Raw genomic sequence first — 16696 nt, 5'->3', positions numbered from 1 at the left:
TGCTGAAGCGCGAGTCGGCGCAGCCGACTGGATTGCAGCAAACGTTTGATGTATTAGAAATCGCGTGGAACAGACCACCCGTACGACCCGCGTGGAGTCGGCGCCGCACCCGGGACTGACGCAGCCGCTGCGCCCGCGCCAGCCGGTCAATCTTCGCAGCGTGACGCTGGGCATGCTCGGCGTGCTGATCATCAGCTCGATCTCCGCCTACAACGACTGGGTCCTGGTCAACACGTATCTCACTGGCAATTACCTTCCTGTCGGGCTGCTGCTTTATCTGCTGTTGCTGCTGCTGTTGATCAATGCGCCGCTGCGGCGCTGGTGGCCAAGCCATGCGCTGGACAGCCGGGAGCTGGCGGTGGTGATGTGCATGGTGCTGGTGAGCTGCGCGATCCCCAGCAGCGGATTGATGCGCTACATGCCGACAAGCCTGGTGGGCGTGTGGTATCACGCCGGGCAGAACGCCGATTACCGGCGTTTCATGCTCGAGCTGAATCTGCCGCAGTGGATCTTCCCGGCGTTTCAGTCATCCGATCGCAGCACCTGGTCCAACGATCCGGTGATCATGAACTACTACCTGCGGGCGCCCGATGGGCAGGGCGTGCCGTGGGGCGCGTGGCTCACGCCGACGATTACCTGGGGCATCTTTCTGGCGGCGCTGGGGACGGCGGTGATGTGCACCGCCGTGATCGTCCGCCGACAGTGGGTTGACAATGAGCGTCTGCCGTTCCCGCTGGCCGAGGTGTATGCATCGCTGATCGAAACGCCCCGCCCGGGCAGGTCGCTGAACCCGCTGCTGGGCAGCCGCAGCTTCTGGATCGCGTTTGCCGCCGTCTTCGTGATTCACGGGCTGAACGCGATGAACAAGTATTTCCCGAAGACCTGGCCGCAGTTTCCGCTGAAATACGACCTGGGTTCGATGCTGACGGGCGAGCCGTGGCGCTATCTGGATTGGGCGGCGCCGCGCGGCACGCTTTACTTCAGCATCGTCGGCATCGCATTTTTCCTTCAGAGCAAGGTCGGCTTCAGCCTGTGGTTCTTTTACATCCTGTTCAACATCACGCGGATGTTCTACGGAACGTGGAAGAGCGACTACACCGGCGGGATGCAGCAGGACCAGCTCATGGGGGCGGCGATCGTGTATGCGCTGGCGATCCTGTGGGTGGGGCGCGGGCACTTCGCCATGGTGGTAAGGCACATGTTCCGGCGCTATCGCCCCGGCGAGCCCACCGGACGCTATCTGTCCTACCGCGCGGCGGGGTGGGGGCTGGCCGGTTCGCTGGTCGTGGCGGCGGCGTGGTTGAAGCTGGCGGGGGCGTCGGCGATCGGCGCCGTCGTGCTCGTGCTGCTGCTGATGATGATGGTGCTGGTCGTGGCGCGGATCATTGCGGAGACCGGCATGATCTTCGCCCGCACGGAACTTCCCATCAGTCGCTTCTGGCTGGTGGTCGGTTCGCTGCCGGATGGCCTGGCCAGGCGGACGACGATGGAGACGTACTTTTACTCCGCGCTGTTCAGTCTGAACTTCACGCATGACACGCGGGAGGCGTTGCCGGTCTACGCGACTCATGCGCTGCGCGTTGCGGATCAGGTCGCCTATGCCGACGAAGGCGACAGCGCTGCACGCCGGGAGAGCCAGCCCAGCCGCACTCGTCCGTTCCTGCTGGCGCTGGCGGGGGCGATCGTGGTGGCGTTCGTCGTCTCGGGTGTGGCGATGCTCAAGATCGAATACAGCTACGCCTCGACCATCGACCGCCTGCAGGTTTCGCCGATCAACTACTGGGCCATCACGGGCAACCACACGTATTACATCATGGACGCGACGCGCGATTACCGCCCGCCCAGGATCGGCCCGCAGGAGCCGCACTCGCGCACGGGGTATTTCCTGTCGGGCGTGGTGATCACCGGGCTGCTGAGCTTTCTGCGGCTGCGGTTCATGGCCTGGCCGCTGCATCCGGTGGGGTTGCTTCTGGCGTATTCGTATCCAATGCGAATGGTCTGGTTCAGCGTGATGGTGGGGTGGATCATCAAGGTGATCATCGTGCGTTTCGGCGGGATTCAGCTCATCCGCGCCGCCAAGCCGTTCTTCATCGGCCTGATCGTCGGCGAAGCCGGCGCCGCGGCGTTCTGGCTGGTCGTCACGCTCGTGCTGAACGCGATGGGGGCGGAGTTTCATGCGATCCAGTTGCTGCCGGCGTGATGGCGAAGATGCCCGGATGGGACGGTGAGAAGATGCGGAGTAGAATTGTTCTGGAATGTCACGACACAGCGCTGGCCAGTTCGTCCCACCCTCGCAGCGTACTGCGAATGCGTTTGCGTGGCAGGGCTGGCGGATGGAGCTGCCGGCGCGATGGAATCCTGTGCGGCTGGAAGGGGATTTTGAGCAGGGGGCGGCGCTGATCGCCGACCTGCATCGCCCGAGGCTGGGGATTCGTTGGCGAAAGGCGCCGAGCAGGCGATTCGATCCGGCGGCCTGGGCGATGCAGGCGATGCGCGACGAGGTCGGCAAGCGTGCCGCCGACGAAGCCAAACCACTCGAACTGTCCGGAGACAGGTTTGCGGCCTCGAGCGTCTACCTGGAGCCGCAGCCGCCGGGACGTGATGTTTGGCTGGCGTTCAGCCGGGCGTCGGGACGTTGCGTCCAGATCGTCCATCACGCGAATCGCCGCGAGACGATCCTCGTCGGCGCGATCCTGCCGACCTTCGAAGACTTGGGCGGGCGCGACGGGCCAATGCCCTGGGCAGTGTTCGATTTGAGCTGCCTGGCGCCGGCGGGTATGAAGCTCACCGGCCACTGCCTCAACGCTGGCGACCTGAGCCTTACATTTGCCGACAAACACAGAATAGTCACAATTCGCCAGGTAGCGTTGGCGGAGCTGGCGCTGAAACGCAAGCCGCTGAAGCAGTGGCTGGCCGACCAGGAATCGCGCCGGCAGAAGTACCATCGCCCGATCGCAGAGCCGACGGAGCTGGAGTTGAGCTGCGACGATGGCCGGCGATTGACCGGCCTGGTGCGGACGATGGTGCGCCGCAAGCGCTTTTTCTTTCTGCGGGCGCTTTGGCCTGAGCTTCGGACCGCTGCGCTGCACGATCCGCAGCGCGACCGGATCGTCATCGTGCAGGCTTCGGATGATGCGCTGATCCGTGAAGCGGCGACGGGTGTCGGCTGGTCTGCTCCAAGATGCGATTGACTGTCAGTGGTACTGTTGCTGAGCATGTTGTTCCGACGCAGACGATCAACGATCTCCCGCACCGAGGCGCTGGCCGCCAGACCTGTCAGGGTCGTCGAGGCGACAGTGAGCAGGGACGAATCCGGCGGCGCGAAACTGAAGGTGGCGCTGAAGAATCCCCGCTGGGGGGGATGGCTGCTGCGTATGCCCGAAGGTGCAACCAAGACTTTCGAGCTGGATGAGCTTGGCCTGCTCGTGTGGGAATCGTGCGACGGGAAGACGTCGGTCCAGCAGATCATCCGCCGGCTGGCCAAACGATATAATCTGAATCTGCGGGAGGCGGAGGTGGCGACCATCCAGTTTCTTCAGATGCTGGTGAAGCGGAGATTGATCGGGTTGAGCGTCCCGAGGAAGAAGTGAAGTTGGTGACAAGATGCGAAGCGGGATCGGTGAGCCAAGGAGCAGGTGACGTGCAGCAAGGTGGATCGGCCGTTTTCACCTGGTCACCGTCTCAGCTTCTTACCTTGTGATGAATCACAGAGAGCGCAATGTCACAGGCTAGTCCATCGCAACGGACCGCGCCGGCCGTGCAGCGGCAAATCACGCTGCCGCTGAGCAAGGCCGTCGAGATCGCCTACAAGAGCATCCGCCTGCGGCTCAGCCGCAGCCTGCTGGTGACCAGCGGAATCGTGCTGGCGCTGGCGTTTCTGGTGTCTATCCAGACCAGTGAAGCCGTGGTCGAGGGCATGCGCCGATGGATCGCCTCGGTCGAGGCGGCGGCGCGTGACAATCCCACCGCCGAGGCACGCAGCCGACTGATCGAAGCCCAGAGACTGGCGGCGCTGATGAAAACCAGCGGTGTTCCTACCACCCCCGAGGAGATCGCCAACAACAGGATCCAGACTCGCTGGCTGCTGGGACTGGCACTGCTGGTGGCGTTTGTGGGAATCCTCAACGCGATGCTCATGAGCGTGACCGAGCGCTTCCGCGAGATCGGTACGATGAAGTGCCTGGGGGCGCTGGACGGGTTCATCGTCAAGCTGTTTCTGATCGAGAGTCTGTTTCAGGGCGTGGTGGGGACCGTGATCGGGATTGTGCTGGGGCTTGGGCTGAGCCTTGCTGCCGCCGCGACTACCTATGGGGGATATGCCTTCAGGAATCTGCCGATCGACGATCTGCTGCTGGCGATCGCGATCAGCCTGACGATCGGCGTGGGGCTGACCGTCGCCGGCGCCGTCTACCCCGCCTGGCAGGCGGCGCGCATGCAACCGATCGAGGCGATGAGGGTGGAGACGTGAGGAGTTAAGCGGGCCATTGTGCGGCCGGCTTGATCAGTCAGCTCCGCAGGGCTATAAGCGTTGGAAGCTCAATGACCGTAACCAATTCGACCGTTGCTTCGATTCCGGCCGGGACGCTCACCGAATACACCGTGCGCACCATCGATGTGAAGCGCGTTTACAAGATGGGCGACACCGAGGTGCACGCGCTGCGGGGCGTGACCATTTCGATCAGCCGCGGAGAGTATATCTCGATCATGGGGCCGTCGGGGTCGGGCAAAAGCACGCTGTTCAACATGATCGGCGGACTGGACAAGCCCACCGAGGGCAAGGTCTACATCGACGAGGTGGACATCGCGCAGCTCGACAGCTACGAGCTGGCGTGGATGCGCTGCCGCAAGATCGGCTACATCTTCCAGACCTTCAACCTCATCCCGGTCATGACGGCGCTGGAAAATGTCATGCTCCCGATGATCTTCGCCGGGATGAACACCTCCGATGCCCAGGACAAGGCCGCCGAGATCCTCAAGCGCGTCGAGCTGGGGCACCGGCTGATGAACAAGCCGCAGGAGATGAGCGGCGGGCAGCAGCAGCGGGTGGCGATCGCGCGGGCGTTCGCCAACGACCCGGCGATCATCCTGGCCGATGAACCCACCGGCAACCTCGACCTGAACACCGGCACGCTGATCATCAAGCTGCTTCGCGAGCTGAACCGGGAAAAGGGCGTGACGATCATCTCGGCAACGCACGATCATAAGATGCTGGCCGTCAGTGACCGGATCCTGTGGATTCGCGACGGCAAGGTGGACAAGATTCAGAAGCGCGAGGAGCTGAAGATCGAGGTAGGCACGATCGAGGCCGAAGGCGGCCAGCAGTTGCAGTAACCCCGGTTTCACGGAAAAGACTCCCGACCCCTTAAAAAAAGGGGTCGGGAGTGGCTCAGTCTCGACCCTCATAATTGGCGTAGATCATGATGTCGTGCGTCAGGGTCCGCAAGAGCATCTCCTGCCGGCGACGGCGGCGTTGCACGGAACGCAGGGCATCGCCAAAGTTCCGCTTCATCATGCTGTTGACCGTCTCGCTCTGCGCTCGCTGGCCGTAGGTTCGCCGGTCCGCCTTGCGGGCAAACCGCTGCTTCATCAGCCGGCGATATCGACCGCCGGGCGGCTTGCTCGACGGCCGCCCGATGCCCGTGGGAATCACCGAGCGCACACCCATGTCCAGGCGGGCGCTGCGGTGGTTGGCCTCTGAGTCGTATCCAGCGTCGGCGACGACGACGTTCACATTGGCCCGCCGCCACGCATGGTACAACAGCGGCGCGAAGTCCGGCGCATCGGACCCGCAGCCGATATGAACCCGCGCCGCCAGGATGAGGTGACAGGCCGAGGCCACCGCCAGGGCCAGCTTCGGCATCTGCCGGGCCCGGCGCGAGCGTGAGCGATTGACCTCGTCTGCATCGGTTTTTTCGGTGTATTTGCCGCCATCGCGCAGGAGCATCTTGCGGCAGACGCGGTCGTAATGGCGTGAGCGGTGACGCGCCTCGTAGCAGGTGCTGTCGAGGGTCAGCGGCTTGCTCGAGTCGAGCTTACGCAGCAGTTTGGCCTTGGCGGCAAGCTGGGCCAGCAGGTCGAGCATGCGGTTGACGCGCCGGGTCTTGAGAAGCGTGCCGAAGGCCCGCCAGAGGGTGTTGTGATCCGGGGCGCGGGACATGCCGAGGTCGGCCAGCCACTGCGGCGAGTCGCGCAGCAGTTGCTCGGCCCTGCGATAGCTGAGCTTGAGCTGCTCGCGCAGAACGAGGCAGGCGAAGAGTTGCGGGAGCGTGAAGTCGTGGCGGCTGCAGTCGCAGGAGTAGGCCGGCCAGACGCGGAGGGCCAGTTCATGGGCCTGCCGCAGGACCTTCCATGGTGATCGAGATGTTTCCATCCCGCAGCTTGTACCCACTGCATCGGCGTGGCGCTACCGAACATGCGCCGAACTTGGAGAGGGTCGAGACTGAGCCGGTCGGGAGTCTTTTCAATGCCCATGTGACGCGATGCCGTGCGGGGCATGCTCGGCGGCGTGTGCCGCAGGCGGCGGCTCCTCGGGCATGTTGGCGCGAACGACCGGCCCAATCACCATCGCCGCCAGAAACATCCCCAGCACGATGATCACCATCACGCCGGCCCAGGAGCCGTCCTGGCTGAGTATCGGGTGAGGCTGTGTGTCGGCGACGCTGGCGAGATGATCCGTTTCCGCCGCCAATGTGAACGATGCCGTGCCGCACATCAGCAGCACAGTCGTGATCACTCGAACCATCATGATCTCTCCTTGCAGTTGCACTTCCCGGGCTGGGCCAAAAGTGACTTCTACATGAGCAGCTTCAACTCCGGCAACACCGAGCGGACCTGATCCGGTTGCAGCGAGGGTACCACCCAATTGGCGTCGCCGAATCGCTCGGCCGGGTAGGTGTTCGTCACCGCCAGCACCGAAAAGCCGGCCTTGCGCACCGACTGGACCACCATCGGCGCGTCTTCCACAACCAGACAGTCCTGCGGCGCCACCGCGCGCTTCAGTTTCTGCCCGACGAGCCTGCTGGCCAGGATGTACCCGGAAGGATCCGGCTTCCCGACGGTCACGTCCTCGGCGGCGACGATGACGCTGAAGCAGTCGCGGAGTGCCACCCCCTCGAGCATGGTCTCGATCTCCTCGCGCAAGGCTCCGGAACAGATGGCCAGCGGATAGTTTCGCCACAACCCGCGCACCAGCTCCTCGACGCCCGGCAGCGCGCGGTACTGGCGGGCGCGGATCAGCTCGCGCATCACTTCGCTCTTGCGCGTCATCACGCGCAGAAACGTCCTGGGATCCAGCTCGCGTCCATGCCGCGCAAACAGATGCTTCCAGGCGCCCTTGTCGTCAAAGCCGACCAGCTCATCGTAGTACTGTTCTTCGGTCAGCTCGATTTTCTCGCCGGCGGCGACCTGCTGAAAGGCGCGGAAGTGCAGCGGCTCGCTGTTAACCAGCACGCCGTCGAAATCGAAGATGATCGTCGCCGGCCACGAGAGCTTCGACATGCGAGAAAAACGTATCCGTGGGCTTGCGCGATGGCAAGCCGACGTCACAACGTCCGACATCCAGTCATTCGGCAGGATCAATGCCCGATCAGGCTGGTGTTTGTGAAGGCGGCGTCAGGGTCGATTTCGCCTTCGACGCGGCAACCAATCATGACCAGCCCCATCAGAACCAGCATTGCCCACAGTTGTAGTCGCCTCATCTGTATGTCCTTTTGGAGGTGGGATGCGACGCCAGCCGCCCGTCAGCGTGCCCGGCGTCCATCGTTGCGCCGGGCACGCCGCCGCGAATTCAACGCGGCGCGACAACTGCGGAATGCGTCTCGCCGACTTCGCCTTCGGCGCGACAGCCGACCAGTGCCACAAGACCAAAGATCCCAAGCATCACCAGGGTGAGCAGCCGAGCCATACCGATCTCCTTGCCCAACTTGGGCGGTGTAGGTGAACGCGAAACATCCACTCATGAGCAACCGGCATGCCGCAGTTGCAGCGCGCCAGATTTGTTGATCTACGTTGAATCGTCGTGTGCTGCCGCTCGCGGCCGCCGTGGCGTTGGCTTGCATGTAATTCGGCGGTGGCGCGGGGCGTGCGGTCCGGTCTCGCGGCGAAAATGCGCCGATTTCATTTCGGTTGCCGCTTCGTCGCGGTATGATCGCCTGTCGCACCCATGGCCCGGCAACAGGCACAGTCTGACGTGCTCATTCTGGGTGATCACCCGGCGGCATATCTGGCGGGAGCACTGCTGCGGCTGGGTGGTTCTGCTGCCCAGGCATCGCCTCCTTCAACATCCCGGACATCCCGCGGCGCGTTGCGCGTGACGCTGGCCCAGTTGCCGGATGAGCAGTGGCCAGATCGACTGGTCAGCATCAACCCTCAATTTTTCGAACTGCACGCGCTGCTCGGTGGACTGAAGCGCAAGCTGGAGCTGACGCCGATTTACGGTCTGCGGTTTCTGGCCGATGATCCGGCGACCTGGGCCGAGTACACCGGCAAGACGATCAGCGCGTACATCGGTTCATTCAAACAGATCCATGCGGCCCTGGCCAGGTTGGCGGAAGATGCGGGCGTGCAGTTGGTCAGGCCCGGGCACGTGCAGGTGACGAGCCTGGACGAGTCGGGAGTCGATGTGAGGCTGGACGCGCAGCAACACCGCACCACGGCGCTGCTGCTGGCCGGGGAGTTGCCGGGCGAGCAGCGCCGCGCGCTGGGCATGCCCGACTCCTGGGACGAAGAGGTGCTGCATCGATACACGTTTCTGCGCCTCCGCGGCGCCCGATGGATCGAGCCTTCGCTTCGGCAAGTGATCGCGATGTCGCTGGACCTGCGCGGCACGCTGAACTGGGGCTGGCTGCTGCCGGGGCCATCGTGCGTGCAGGTCTGCGTGGATCAACCCATCAACACCGTTCACGAGCTGCCGCCGACGCAGTTGCTTAAGCACTGGATCGACGTGCTGGAGCGTCATGGCGTGCTCAAGGTTCACGGTTCGCCGATCGATCCGGGCTCGGCGCAATCGCTGGATCTGCCGTTGGCCGGGGCGCTGGTACAGGAGGGCGTTGCGAACCGGACCCTTCTGATTGGCCCAGCCGGCGGTTTTTTCACGGCCTGTGCCGAGGACATTTATCCCAACTGCTGGAGCGCGCTGTTTGCCGCCGATGTGATGAAAAAGGCGCTGAAGGAGCGACATCTTCAGGACGCGCTTCAGCCATACCGTCACAAATGGGGTGCGACGCTGGGCGACTACCTTCGTGGCCCGCAACAGAATCTGCGCTTCCTGCTGCCGCTGGTCTACCGCAATTCGACGATGACCACTCGCCTGGCTGAGGCGATTCTCTTTGGCAAAAGCGTGGTGCGATAGGTCGGCATCAGCTCCGGCCGCTGCGGTCGTGTCGAATCCGGTCCGGTAATTCAGCCGTCCAATAAAACGGGGCCTAATGGTCGTTGCAGCTATGCCGCATGCGGAAAATGGGTAAAATGGGGTAAATGGTAGAACCTACGAGGGCGCATTTTTGCCTTCCGTTAGGGGCAAATTCGGCGCGACGGTTTCAGTGAATGTGTTTAAGGCTCTGTAAATACAAGTCTTATGAGAAATTGAGAATCTGCTTTCGATCTTCAAGATGTGCCAGTTTTTCCGTCGATAGCTTGTGTGTCAGCGCGGGATACGACAGCGCGGCCGGCTTTGGCGATGGAGTCGCCAGCCGATTCGGAGGCCAAATTACCGGGGTTCGTCCATGAGTTCGGTTCACGGCATCGGCAGCAACTCCCCTGTTCAGAAGGTCATTACCCAGCCCATCCACAGGCAAGTCCCCGCCGCCTCCCAGCAACCCCGCGCCAGCGACAAACTCGAGTTGTCGGGAATGAGCCACCTGCTCCAGGCCTTGAAATCCGACCGCAGTGTTCGCGCCGAAAAGGTCGCCCAGATCAAGGCCCAGATCGAGGCCGGAACCTACGAGACCGAAGAGAAGCTCGACATCGCCGCCGATCGTCTGCTCGACGAGTTGTTCAAATAGCCCGACTTGCCAGACGGTTGCATCGATCGGCGCTGTGCGCGATGATCCCCTGTGGTCCGCGCGGGGGAGCATCGCATGATCGATCCCGAAGCTGCCGCTGATCCGATCGCATCAACCACCGCGCCCCATGCGGCCGACCTGTACTGCCCCGGCTGTGGGTACAACCTGCGCGGGATCGACGCCAGCCAGCGCTGCCCGGAGTGTGGGCTGAGCATCGATCGCTCGACACTGGGTAAATCAGTCATTCCCTGGACGGCCCGAAGGCACATCGGGCGCGCGCGTGCGCTGTTCAAGACAGCTTGGCTGGCGAGCACGGACCCGCGCATGCTGGCGCGGGAGATGGCGATTGCAGTCAGCTTCCGCGACGCCCAGCGGTTTCGCTGGACGGTGGTGGCCATCGCGTCGGTGCCCCTCATTGCGGCGGCGATTATCGCGCGGGCAACGCTTGGCCCGTTCGGGCCGCTCTTTTTCGGGCCCTGGGCTGCGATCGGCTATACCAGCGGTCCGCAGTCGCCGTGGCCTGACGTTGGCATCTGCCTGTTCACAGGACTGTTTCTCTGGCCGGTGACTCCTGTGGCGATCCTGCTGTTCATCACGGCGATCAGCGGCGTGCAAAGCTACTTTTTCCACCCACGCTCCCTGCCGGTGGTTCGGCAGAACCGCGCCGTGGCGCTCAGTTGCTACAGCAGCGGACCCCTGCTGTTCTTGACCGTGCCGAGTCTGGTCTTCTCGGCGGCCGCGCTGCTGACGTACCTTGAGTACATTGGCCACTGGATCGTCAAACAGTGGTTGCCATTTTTCACCACTCCACTCATGTGGTTGGCGGGAACTATTCTCGCGCTGGCGGTGATCTTCACGTGGTGGCTGAACACGGTCCGCATGCTCCGAGATGCAACCCACTGCGGCCCCGGGCGAACGCTGGTGGCGGCGATCGGCCTGCCCAGCGCGTGGGTCCTCCTGGCGTTGGTGACGCTCGGATTGATCCCGATCATGTGCGGTTTCGTTGTGCTCGTGTGGGAAAGCTACATGGGCTGAATGCACGGATGTCATTGCTCCGCTGGTTGCGTCTGCGGCGGCGGAGTGAATCGCGAGATGTCACGCCACTGGTCCAACCCCAGGCGTATCCATCCAGACTGCGGCTCAGGCGGCAGGACCGAGTCATCCGGCGTGTTGTCCTTTCCGTCCTCCCCGACACTGTAGACGATCGGGCGCGTGCCGTTGCGCGCCAGCAGATACTTCAGCGGCTGTCCCGTCTGCGAAAACGGATCGACCGGCACGTCGGGCAGGTAATCCGGCACGAGATCCTCAAGCTTTTCCGGCCAGCGTCCGGCGTGATCCACCTGATAGAGCCGGCAGGCGACGATGACCGCCGCCAGATGATGCTCCATTCGGACGCACATCTGCGTTTCGATTGCGCGATTGAACGCCGGCAAGAAGACGCTGCCCGGGAACTGGTGAAACCCCGTGCTTCCAGTCGCGATCGGCAAGGCCGGCGGCAGCGCCTGCTGTGCCAGAATGTTGGTCGGCTGGGTCGCGGCGGCTCGGACTTGATCGAAGATCGGAAATGCCTGGACGACGCTCATCAGGTACATCGGACGGAGCAGCAGGGATCTACTGGTGAGCACCGCCATCTGGTCCGCCAGAAGCATTCGTTCGCTGAGCATCGCCTGCGCGATGCCGACTCGTCTGGCATCCAGCAGCCGCGAGATCAGTATCTTCGCCTGCTGGTGAGTGGCGGGCGTGACGGACTGGGTCGTGGGCGCGGTCGCCGGATCATCCGCCAGGCGCAGCCCCGGCGCGATCACCTCCAGCCTCGCCGCCGCCAGCAGGTCGATCCCGACTGCAACCAACTGCGAGACCAGAGTCGGCTGTTCGCGCAGCGCATCGGCCTGCGCAAACAGGTCCTGGATCAGCTCCAGGGCCTGGGCATCATTTCCCTGAATGTGCTGGTACACGGCCATATCCCCCAGCAGGTTCGCCAAGCGCCGCTGATGGCCCAGCGGGGTAAGGATCTGGTTGATCACCGGCGAGCGAAACCTTACTCCCCAGTCTACCTTGGTGTAGCTGCGGGCCTGGCGCGCGTATCGCAGCGCGTCCTGATTCGCTTCCCACGCCGTCTTCGCCACCGACATCCACTCCGACGACATGGGCAGGTATGAGGGGTATGCCATGTTCGTCGCCGCCGGTGGATCGGCATTGGGGTTGATCGCGGAGATGGCCAGGTTGAGGTAATGGACGCGGTTTGCGTCGTCGGGGATGTGCGGGGCATCGAAATCTTCCGGGAGGATGGGTTCGCCGCGGGCGCGGATCGCCTGGATCGCGCGATCGTACCGCCGCTGCGCGTCGTAGCCCCAGATGATCCGCACGATCGTCAATGCGATCAGCGCCGCCGCCAGCGCCAGGCTCAGTCGCTTGAGCCACCAGTACCTTGGCGGAAACGGCTTGTCGGATTCCGAAAGGGCGGTGCTGTTCACGCCGACGATCATATCCACAAACGACCGCGCGATTGAGGATATCGCCACTTCCATGTCACGCGGCGTGCAGCTCGTGTAGTACTCAGCGCACGGGCGCGATGTGGAAAAAGAACATTGCCAGCATGCCGTGACAGGATCAATCCGGGTATCTGATCTGTTGAACATCCGATCCTGGGCTGGGGGCGAGGGTGCGATTCTCATCACTCAGATCGACTGAAAGTCGCGGCCGCGCGGATCGGCGACGGCGACGACCAGGCCGCAGAGGCTGGCAGGCTCGGCCTCAAGCATCGCGCGTGCAACCGAACCGAGCGTCGCGCCGGTGGTCATCACGTCATCGACGATCACGACGTGCCGCCCGCGAATCGCGCGCGGCCGCAGCACGCCGAACGCGTCGCGCAGGTTCTCCAGCCGCTTCTGCCTCGAATGAAGATGAGTCTGGGTTTGGGTGTTCTTCAGTCGAATCACCGGATGCCGCAGCCTGATCCGGCAACGCCGAGCGAGTCGTCGAGCGATCAGCTCCGCCTGGTTGTACCCGCGCGACATGTGCCGCCAGGGATGCAGCGGCACCGGCACGATCAGTTCCGTTTCCGTCAGCAGTCCCTTGACCGGCTCGTGCTCCAGCAGTCGATCCGCAAGGAACTCGGCAAGCGTCCATCGCCCGTGGTATTTGATCTGATGAATCAACTGTCGGATCGGATCGCGAAACACGCCCAGGCTCACGATGCGATCAAAGGGTTTGTTGCCGCGGCCGTGACAGTAGGGGCACGGCGCGCCATGCTCGGCCAGGGGCATGGCGCACCATTCGCATCGGGGCGCGGTTTCGAGCTGCCGGAGTTCGACCATGCAGGCCGCACAGATCTCCAGCCCGTCACCCGCGGCCGAATCGCACACGCCGCACAGCCGCGGGTAACAGAAGTCCATCAGGTGGCGGAGATGTCGCAGGTGCTGGAGCGGCGCAGGCAATCTCACAAGGCGGCAGTGTACCTCCCCGCCCGGCCTTTGCATCGGATTTCCCGCGCCGTTAGCATCCGATGGGCGCCACTGCCGTGTCGTGGTCGGCGCGGCCAAGCCCGTTGCAGGGGGTGCAGAAGATCCTGCAAACGCCGGCTTGTTTACTTGAGGGTATCCGGCACGGGCCGGATGTGGTGGCACGGACGAGGCGCGCAATCGCTACGGACGCATGAGCAGCACGCTGTTCTGGTACATCTTCAAGGATCTGGTCCGCATCTTCCTGCTGGCGGGGGCGGCGCTGTCGGCGATCATGACCTTCGGCGGGCTGCTTCGCCCGCTGTACGAGCACGGGCTGGACGTGGGGCAGGTTGGCCAGATCCTGGCATACTCGACCCCCGCGATGTGGGGATACTCGCTGCCAATCGCGGCGCTGTACGCGACGACGGTCGTATACGGACGGCTGGGGGCGGACAACGAGATCGTCGCCTGCCGGGCTGCGGGGATCAGCCATCTGGCCTTGACGATGCCCGCGTTCGTGCTGGGGATCCTCACCGCCTTCATCAGCCTGTTACTGCTGTGTTTCATTGTTCCGTCCAGCACGTTGAAGGTCGAGAAGGTGATCTATTCCAATCTGGCCAAGCTTGTTGCCAGCCAGATCGAGCGGACACATCAGGCCAAGTTCGAGTACGAGAGTCGACCGGTGACGGTCTTCGCGCAGGCGGCGGAGGTGCTGCCGCCGGATCCGGCGCGCCCGCGCGACCAGGCGGTGCGACTGGCCGGACCGCTGATCGTCACCTTCGAGCAGTCCCAGCGAAGCCGGCTGTCCGTGCCCGAGGAGTTCTTCATGGCCAGCGAGGCCACCGCCTACATCCGACAGGAGCACGAGGACGATGAGGTGACGATGTCGGCGGACCTGGTCGGCGGCACGAAGTTTCCCCGCCGCATCAGCGCAGGGCCGGGCGCGGCACAACAGAACATGCAGGTCTCGATCGGCACCACCCGCTTCGGACCGATCCCCCTGCCCTCGCCCGTGCGCGAAAACACCAAGTTCATGGACATCTTCCGGCTCCGCTCGCTGCTGGAGCATCCCGAGCAGAGCCGGCGAATCCGCAAGGTCCTCCGCGAGTTCGTGGTTCGCGATCAGCAGCAGGCGTATCTGCGCAAGCTTCAGCAGGCACTTCAGGAGCCGCAGGGAGCGGTGCAGTTGGACTCGGCTGGCGAGTCGTATCTACTGGCCTCCAACGGCGCCAGCCTGGAAATCCGCAAGGACCGGCTTATCCTGACTGCGACCAATGCCGCAACTGACGCACCTCGCCCGCTGCTGACGCAGACACGCGGCAGCCAGGCGGGCCTGGCCGTCTCCGCCAGGGAGATGCGCCTCCGTCCCATTCCTGACAACCAGGCCCGACGCATCGACCTGGAACTGGACATGCTCGATTGCGTGGTCCGCAGCCCCGGCGGCGACCAGAGCCCACGCGCCAACTTCTCGCGACCGTTGGTCGTCGCGATGCCAGCAGACATCTTCTCCCTGACCACTCGCCCGGCCACACATTACATCGCCGGCTCGCTCAGCCCCGAAGATCAGATGCGTCTGCGTCGAGACCTGATCAAGCAGACCAACAGCGTGATCAGTGAAATGTGGGCCAGAGTGAGCTTCGCGGTGAGCTGTTTCATCCTGGTGATGGTCGGCTGCGCGCTGGGGATGATGTTCAAGAGCGGCAACTTCCTCAGCGCCTTTGCGATCAGCGTGGTGCCGGCGCTGGCCAGCATCGCACTGATCGTCACCGGCCAGCACACCTGCGAGAACATCCCCTGGAACATCGACCCGGCCACGTGGACCAACCCGCTGAAGTTCGGGTTGATGCTGATCTGGTCGGGCAACGCGGCGGTGTTCGCGCTGGGCGTGGTGCTGCTGGCGAGATTGCAGAGACAGTGAGGGGATTTGCGATTTTTGACTTGCGATTTGCGATCGAATGCGCAAATTGCAAATCGCAAATCGCAAATCGCAAATGAATGAGAATCCTCGACCGCTACGTTCTGTTCAGCTTCCTGCGCAACTACCTGATCAGCTTCATGGTGCTGATCGGCATGTACATCGTCCTGCACATGGTCTTCAACTTCGACGAGCTGGTCGAGCCGGCGGGGCAGGACATGCAGCGTACGACCTTCGACGTGGTCCTCAGCATCGCCGATTTCTACTTCTATCAGTCATTTCTGATCTTCGCACACATGTCCGGGATCATCCCGGTGGTGGCGGCGGCGTTCACACTGATCCGGCTCAGCCGCTTCAACGAGCTGTCGGCGATCCTGGCGGCGGGCGTGCCGCTGCTGCGCGTCGCGACCCCCATCATCCTCGCCTCCGTCGTCCTTCAGGCGCTGCTGGCCATCGACCAGGAGCTGATCATTCCCAACATCATCCCGAAGCTGACGCGTGACATCGACAAGATCGCGGCCCAAGGCACGCAGCAGGATTCCTCGGCAAGCAAGTGGTACGACATCAGGGCGATGCAGGACGACCGCAATGCTCTGCTGTTCGCCGCCAGATATATCCCCCCGGGCGACGATGGCTCGCCGGCACGCATGTTCGAGCTGGACATCATCGAGCGTGATTCGCAGTGGCGCCCGGTGGCGCACGTCGTTGCCGACCGCGCCGAGTGGGATGCGCAGCACCAGCAATGGAAGCTCACCCGCGGCAGGCGAGTGACCGGGCTGTTGCCGAATGAAAACCGCAGCCCCGAGCAGCCGGTCGCAGTCTATCAGAGCAACATCACCCCGGATGAGATCGCGCTGTTTCGCAGCGGCGAGTTCGTGAATCTGCTGTCGCGGCAGCGGATCAATCAGCTCCTTCAGCGTCCGCAGATCTACGCCGCCGCCGATCTGCTTCGCGTCAAGCATTTCCGAATCTCGCAGTTGGTGATGAACGTGGTGATGCTGCTGGTGGCGATTCCCTGCGTGATGATGCGCGACCCGACAAAGCTGAAACTGGCGATTCTCCGATGCCTGGTGCTGGTGGGGCTGTGCATGGCGGGGTATTTCGTGGCCTACCAACTGGCCGGACGCCCGCCACCAGACCCCCGCTGGGCCGACCGCTGGCCGGCGATCATGGCCTTTGCGCCGATCCTCGTTTTCGGCGCCGTGGCCGCCGTGTTATTGGACCGACTGGCCAACAAGGATAGCTGAGCAAAATCTGCATTTGCCCGGCTGCTTTCTGAATCGTAGATCATCTTCGTCAGGCATACGCACCCTGACGGGTGGCCCGGGTGGGCCGGC

At 63.4% G+C, this 16696-nt stretch carries 16 protein-coding genes; 10 read left to right on the top strand and 6 right to left on the bottom strand.

The features are described from left to right. The first annotated feature begins 64 nt into the window (after positions 1-64). The 5 genes from ACQS5P_RS21295 to ACQS5P_RS21275 all read left to right on the top strand — a co-directional run bounded on the left by ACQS5P_RS21295 (position 65) and on the right by ACQS5P_RS21275 (position 5331). The gene (locus ACQS5P_RS21295) at positions 65-2200 is read left to right on the top strand and encodes a DUF6785 family protein (protein ID WP_428938632.1); all 2136 of its coding nucleotides are present in this window, start codon (positions 65-67) and stop codon (positions 2198-2200) included. Between the two features lie 55 nt (positions 2201-2255). Further along, on the top strand, positions 2256-3191 hold the full coding sequence (locus ACQS5P_RS21290; RefSeq protein ID WP_428938631.1) for a hypothetical protein: 936 nt from the start codon (positions 2256-2258) through the stop codon (positions 3189-3191). Between the two features lie 24 nt (positions 3192-3215). Further along, positions 3216-3590: a PqqD family protein gene (locus ACQS5P_RS21285; RefSeq protein WP_428938630.1), complete on the top strand. Its 375-nt coding sequence runs from the start codon at positions 3216-3218 to the stop codon at positions 3588-3590. Positions 3591-3718: 128 nt separating this feature from the next. Beyond that, the gene (locus ACQS5P_RS21280; RefSeq protein ID WP_428938629.1) at positions 3719-4468 is read left to right on the top strand and encodes an ABC transporter permease; all 750 of its coding nucleotides are present in this window, start codon (positions 3719-3721) and stop codon (positions 4466-4468) included. Between the two features lie 71 nt (positions 4469-4539). Next, entirely contained in the window at positions 4540-5331 is a 792-nt protein-coding gene (locus ACQS5P_RS21275; RefSeq protein WP_428938628.1) for an ABC transporter ATP-binding protein, read from the top strand. 55 nt (positions 5332-5386) lie between these two features. Here the strand turns inward: ACQS5P_RS21275 and ACQS5P_RS21270 are convergent, their stop codons facing one another. The 4 genes from ACQS5P_RS21270 to ACQS5P_RS21255 all read right to left on the bottom strand — a co-directional run bounded on the left by ACQS5P_RS21270 (position 5387) and on the right by ACQS5P_RS21255 (position 7697). Next, positions 5387-6370 carry a transposase gene (locus tag ACQS5P_RS21270; protein WP_428937294.1) on the bottom strand — a complete coding sequence of 328 codons (984 nt, stop codon included), beginning with the start codon at positions 6368-6370 and terminating at the stop codon, positions 5387-5389. 90 nt (positions 6371-6460) lie between these two features. Then, the gene (locus tag ACQS5P_RS21265; protein WP_428938627.1) at positions 6461-6745 is read right to left on the bottom strand and encodes a hypothetical protein; all 285 of its coding nucleotides are present in this window, start codon (positions 6743-6745) and stop codon (positions 6461-6463) included. A gap of 47 nt (positions 6746-6792) precedes the next feature. Next, positions 6793-7497, bottom strand: a complete 705-nt coding sequence (locus tag ACQS5P_RS21260; RefSeq protein WP_428938626.1) for an HAD family hydrolase — start codon at positions 7495-7497, stop codon at positions 6793-6795. A gap of 77 nt (positions 7498-7574) precedes the next feature. After that, positions 7575-7697, bottom strand: coding sequence for a hypothetical protein (locus tag ACQS5P_RS21255; protein ID WP_428938625.1), 123 nt, complete (start codon positions 7695-7697; stop codon positions 7575-7577). 464 nt (positions 7698-8161) lie between these two features. On the opposite strand from ACQS5P_RS21255, the gene ACQS5P_RS21250 reads away from it, so the two are divergent. From ACQS5P_RS21250 to ACQS5P_RS21240, 3 genes are all read left to right on the top strand, one after another. Then, positions 8162-9349, top strand: a complete 1188-nt coding sequence (locus tag ACQS5P_RS21250; RefSeq protein WP_428938624.1) for a hypothetical protein — start codon at positions 8162-8164, stop codon at positions 9347-9349. Positions 9350-9722: 373 nt separating this feature from the next. Further along, complete coding sequence (locus ACQS5P_RS21245) at positions 9723-10001, top strand: flagellar biosynthesis anti-sigma factor FlgM (RefSeq protein ID WP_428938623.1); 279 nt, start codon at positions 9723-9725, stop codon at positions 9999-10001. Positions 10002-10076: 75 nt separating this feature from the next. Then, the gene (locus ACQS5P_RS21240) at positions 10077-11036 is read left to right on the top strand and encodes a hypothetical protein (RefSeq protein ID WP_428938622.1); all 960 of its coding nucleotides are present in this window, start codon (positions 10077-10079) and stop codon (positions 11034-11036) included. Between the two features lie 11 nt (positions 11037-11047). On the opposite strand, the gene ACQS5P_RS21235 is transcribed toward ACQS5P_RS21240, so the two are convergent. Both ACQS5P_RS21235 and ACQS5P_RS21230 read right to left on the bottom strand, forming a co-directional pair. Then, a complete protein-coding gene (locus ACQS5P_RS21235) occupies positions 11048-12475 on the bottom strand; it encodes a hypothetical protein (RefSeq protein WP_428938621.1) in 1428 nt (475 codons plus the stop codon). 204 nt (positions 12476-12679) lie between these two features. Further along, complete coding sequence (locus ACQS5P_RS21230; RefSeq protein WP_428938620.1) at positions 12680-13444, bottom strand: ComF family protein; 765 nt, start codon at positions 13442-13444, stop codon at positions 12680-12682. 211 nt (positions 13445-13655) lie between these two features. On the opposite strand from ACQS5P_RS21230, the gene ACQS5P_RS21225 reads away from it, so the two are divergent. Both ACQS5P_RS21225 and ACQS5P_RS21220 read left to right on the top strand, forming a co-directional pair. Next, positions 13656-15362 carry an LptF/LptG family permease gene (locus ACQS5P_RS21225; protein WP_428938619.1) on the top strand — a complete coding sequence of 569 codons (1707 nt, stop codon included), beginning with the start codon at positions 13656-13658 and terminating at the stop codon, positions 15360-15362. Between the two features lie 77 nt (positions 15363-15439). Beyond that, positions 15440-16606 (top strand): LptF/LptG family permease, encoded by a 1167-nt coding sequence (locus ACQS5P_RS21220; RefSeq protein ID WP_428938618.1) that lies wholly within the window; start codon positions 15440-15442, stop codon positions 16604-16606. The last annotated feature ends 90 nt before the right edge of the window (positions 16607-16696 follow it).

Source organism: Fontivita pretiosa, from assembly GCF_050410795.1.
Classification (GTDB): domain Bacteria; phylum Planctomycetota; class Phycisphaerae; order Tepidisphaerales; family Tepidisphaeraceae; genus Fontivita; species Fontivita pretiosa.
The sequence above is the reverse complement of the archived record's forward strand: the minus strand, read 5'-3'. Positions and strand labels throughout refer to the sequence as shown.

Bases quoted from the DNA above. Each gene is read 5' to 3' on its own strand.
- ACQS5P_RS21290 (WP_428938631.1), top strand. From the start codon at position 2,256: ATGTCACGACACAGCGCTGGCCAGTTCGTCCCACCCTCGCAGCGTACT.
- ACQS5P_RS21285 (WP_428938630.1), top strand. From the start codon at position 3,216: ATGTTGTTCCGACGCAGACGATCAACGATCTCCCGCACCGAGGCGCTG.
- ACQS5P_RS21280 (WP_428938629.1), top strand. From the start codon at position 3,719: ATGTCACAGGCTAGTCCATCGCAACGGACCGCGCCGGCCGTGCAGCGG.
- ACQS5P_RS21275 (WP_428938628.1), top strand. From the start codon at position 4,540: ATGACCGTAACCAATTCGACCGTTGCTTCGATTCCGGCCGGGACGCTC.
- ACQS5P_RS21270 (WP_428937294.1), bottom strand. From the start codon at position 6,370: ATGGAAACATCTCGATCACCATGGAAGGTCCTGCGGCAGGCCCATGAA.
- ACQS5P_RS21265 (WP_428938627.1), bottom strand. From the start codon at position 6,745: ATGATGGTTCGAGTGATCACGACTGTGCTGCTGATGTGCGGCACGGCA.
- ACQS5P_RS21260 (WP_428938626.1), bottom strand. From the start codon at position 7,497: ATGTCGAAGCTCTCGTGGCCGGCGACGATCATCTTCGATTTCGACGGC.
- ACQS5P_RS21255 (WP_428938625.1), bottom strand. From the start codon at position 7,697: ATGAGGCGACTACAACTGTGGGCAATGCTGGTTCTGATGGGGCTGGTC.
- ACQS5P_RS21250 (WP_428938624.1), top strand. From the start codon at position 8,162: ATGGCCCGGCAACAGGCACAGTCTGACGTGCTCATTCTGGGTGATCAC.
- ACQS5P_RS21245 (WP_428938623.1), top strand. From the start codon at position 9,723: ATGAGTTCGGTTCACGGCATCGGCAGCAACTCCCCTGTTCAGAAGGTC.
- ACQS5P_RS21240 (WP_428938622.1), top strand. From the start codon at position 10,077: ATGATCGATCCCGAAGCTGCCGCTGATCCGATCGCATCAACCACCGCG.
- ACQS5P_RS21225 (WP_428938619.1), top strand. From the start codon at position 13,656: ATGAGCAGCACGCTGTTCTGGTACATCTTCAAGGATCTGGTCCGCATC.
- ACQS5P_RS21220 (WP_428938618.1), top strand. From the start codon at position 15,440: ATGAGAATCCTCGACCGCTACGTTCTGTTCAGCTTCCTGCGCAACTAC.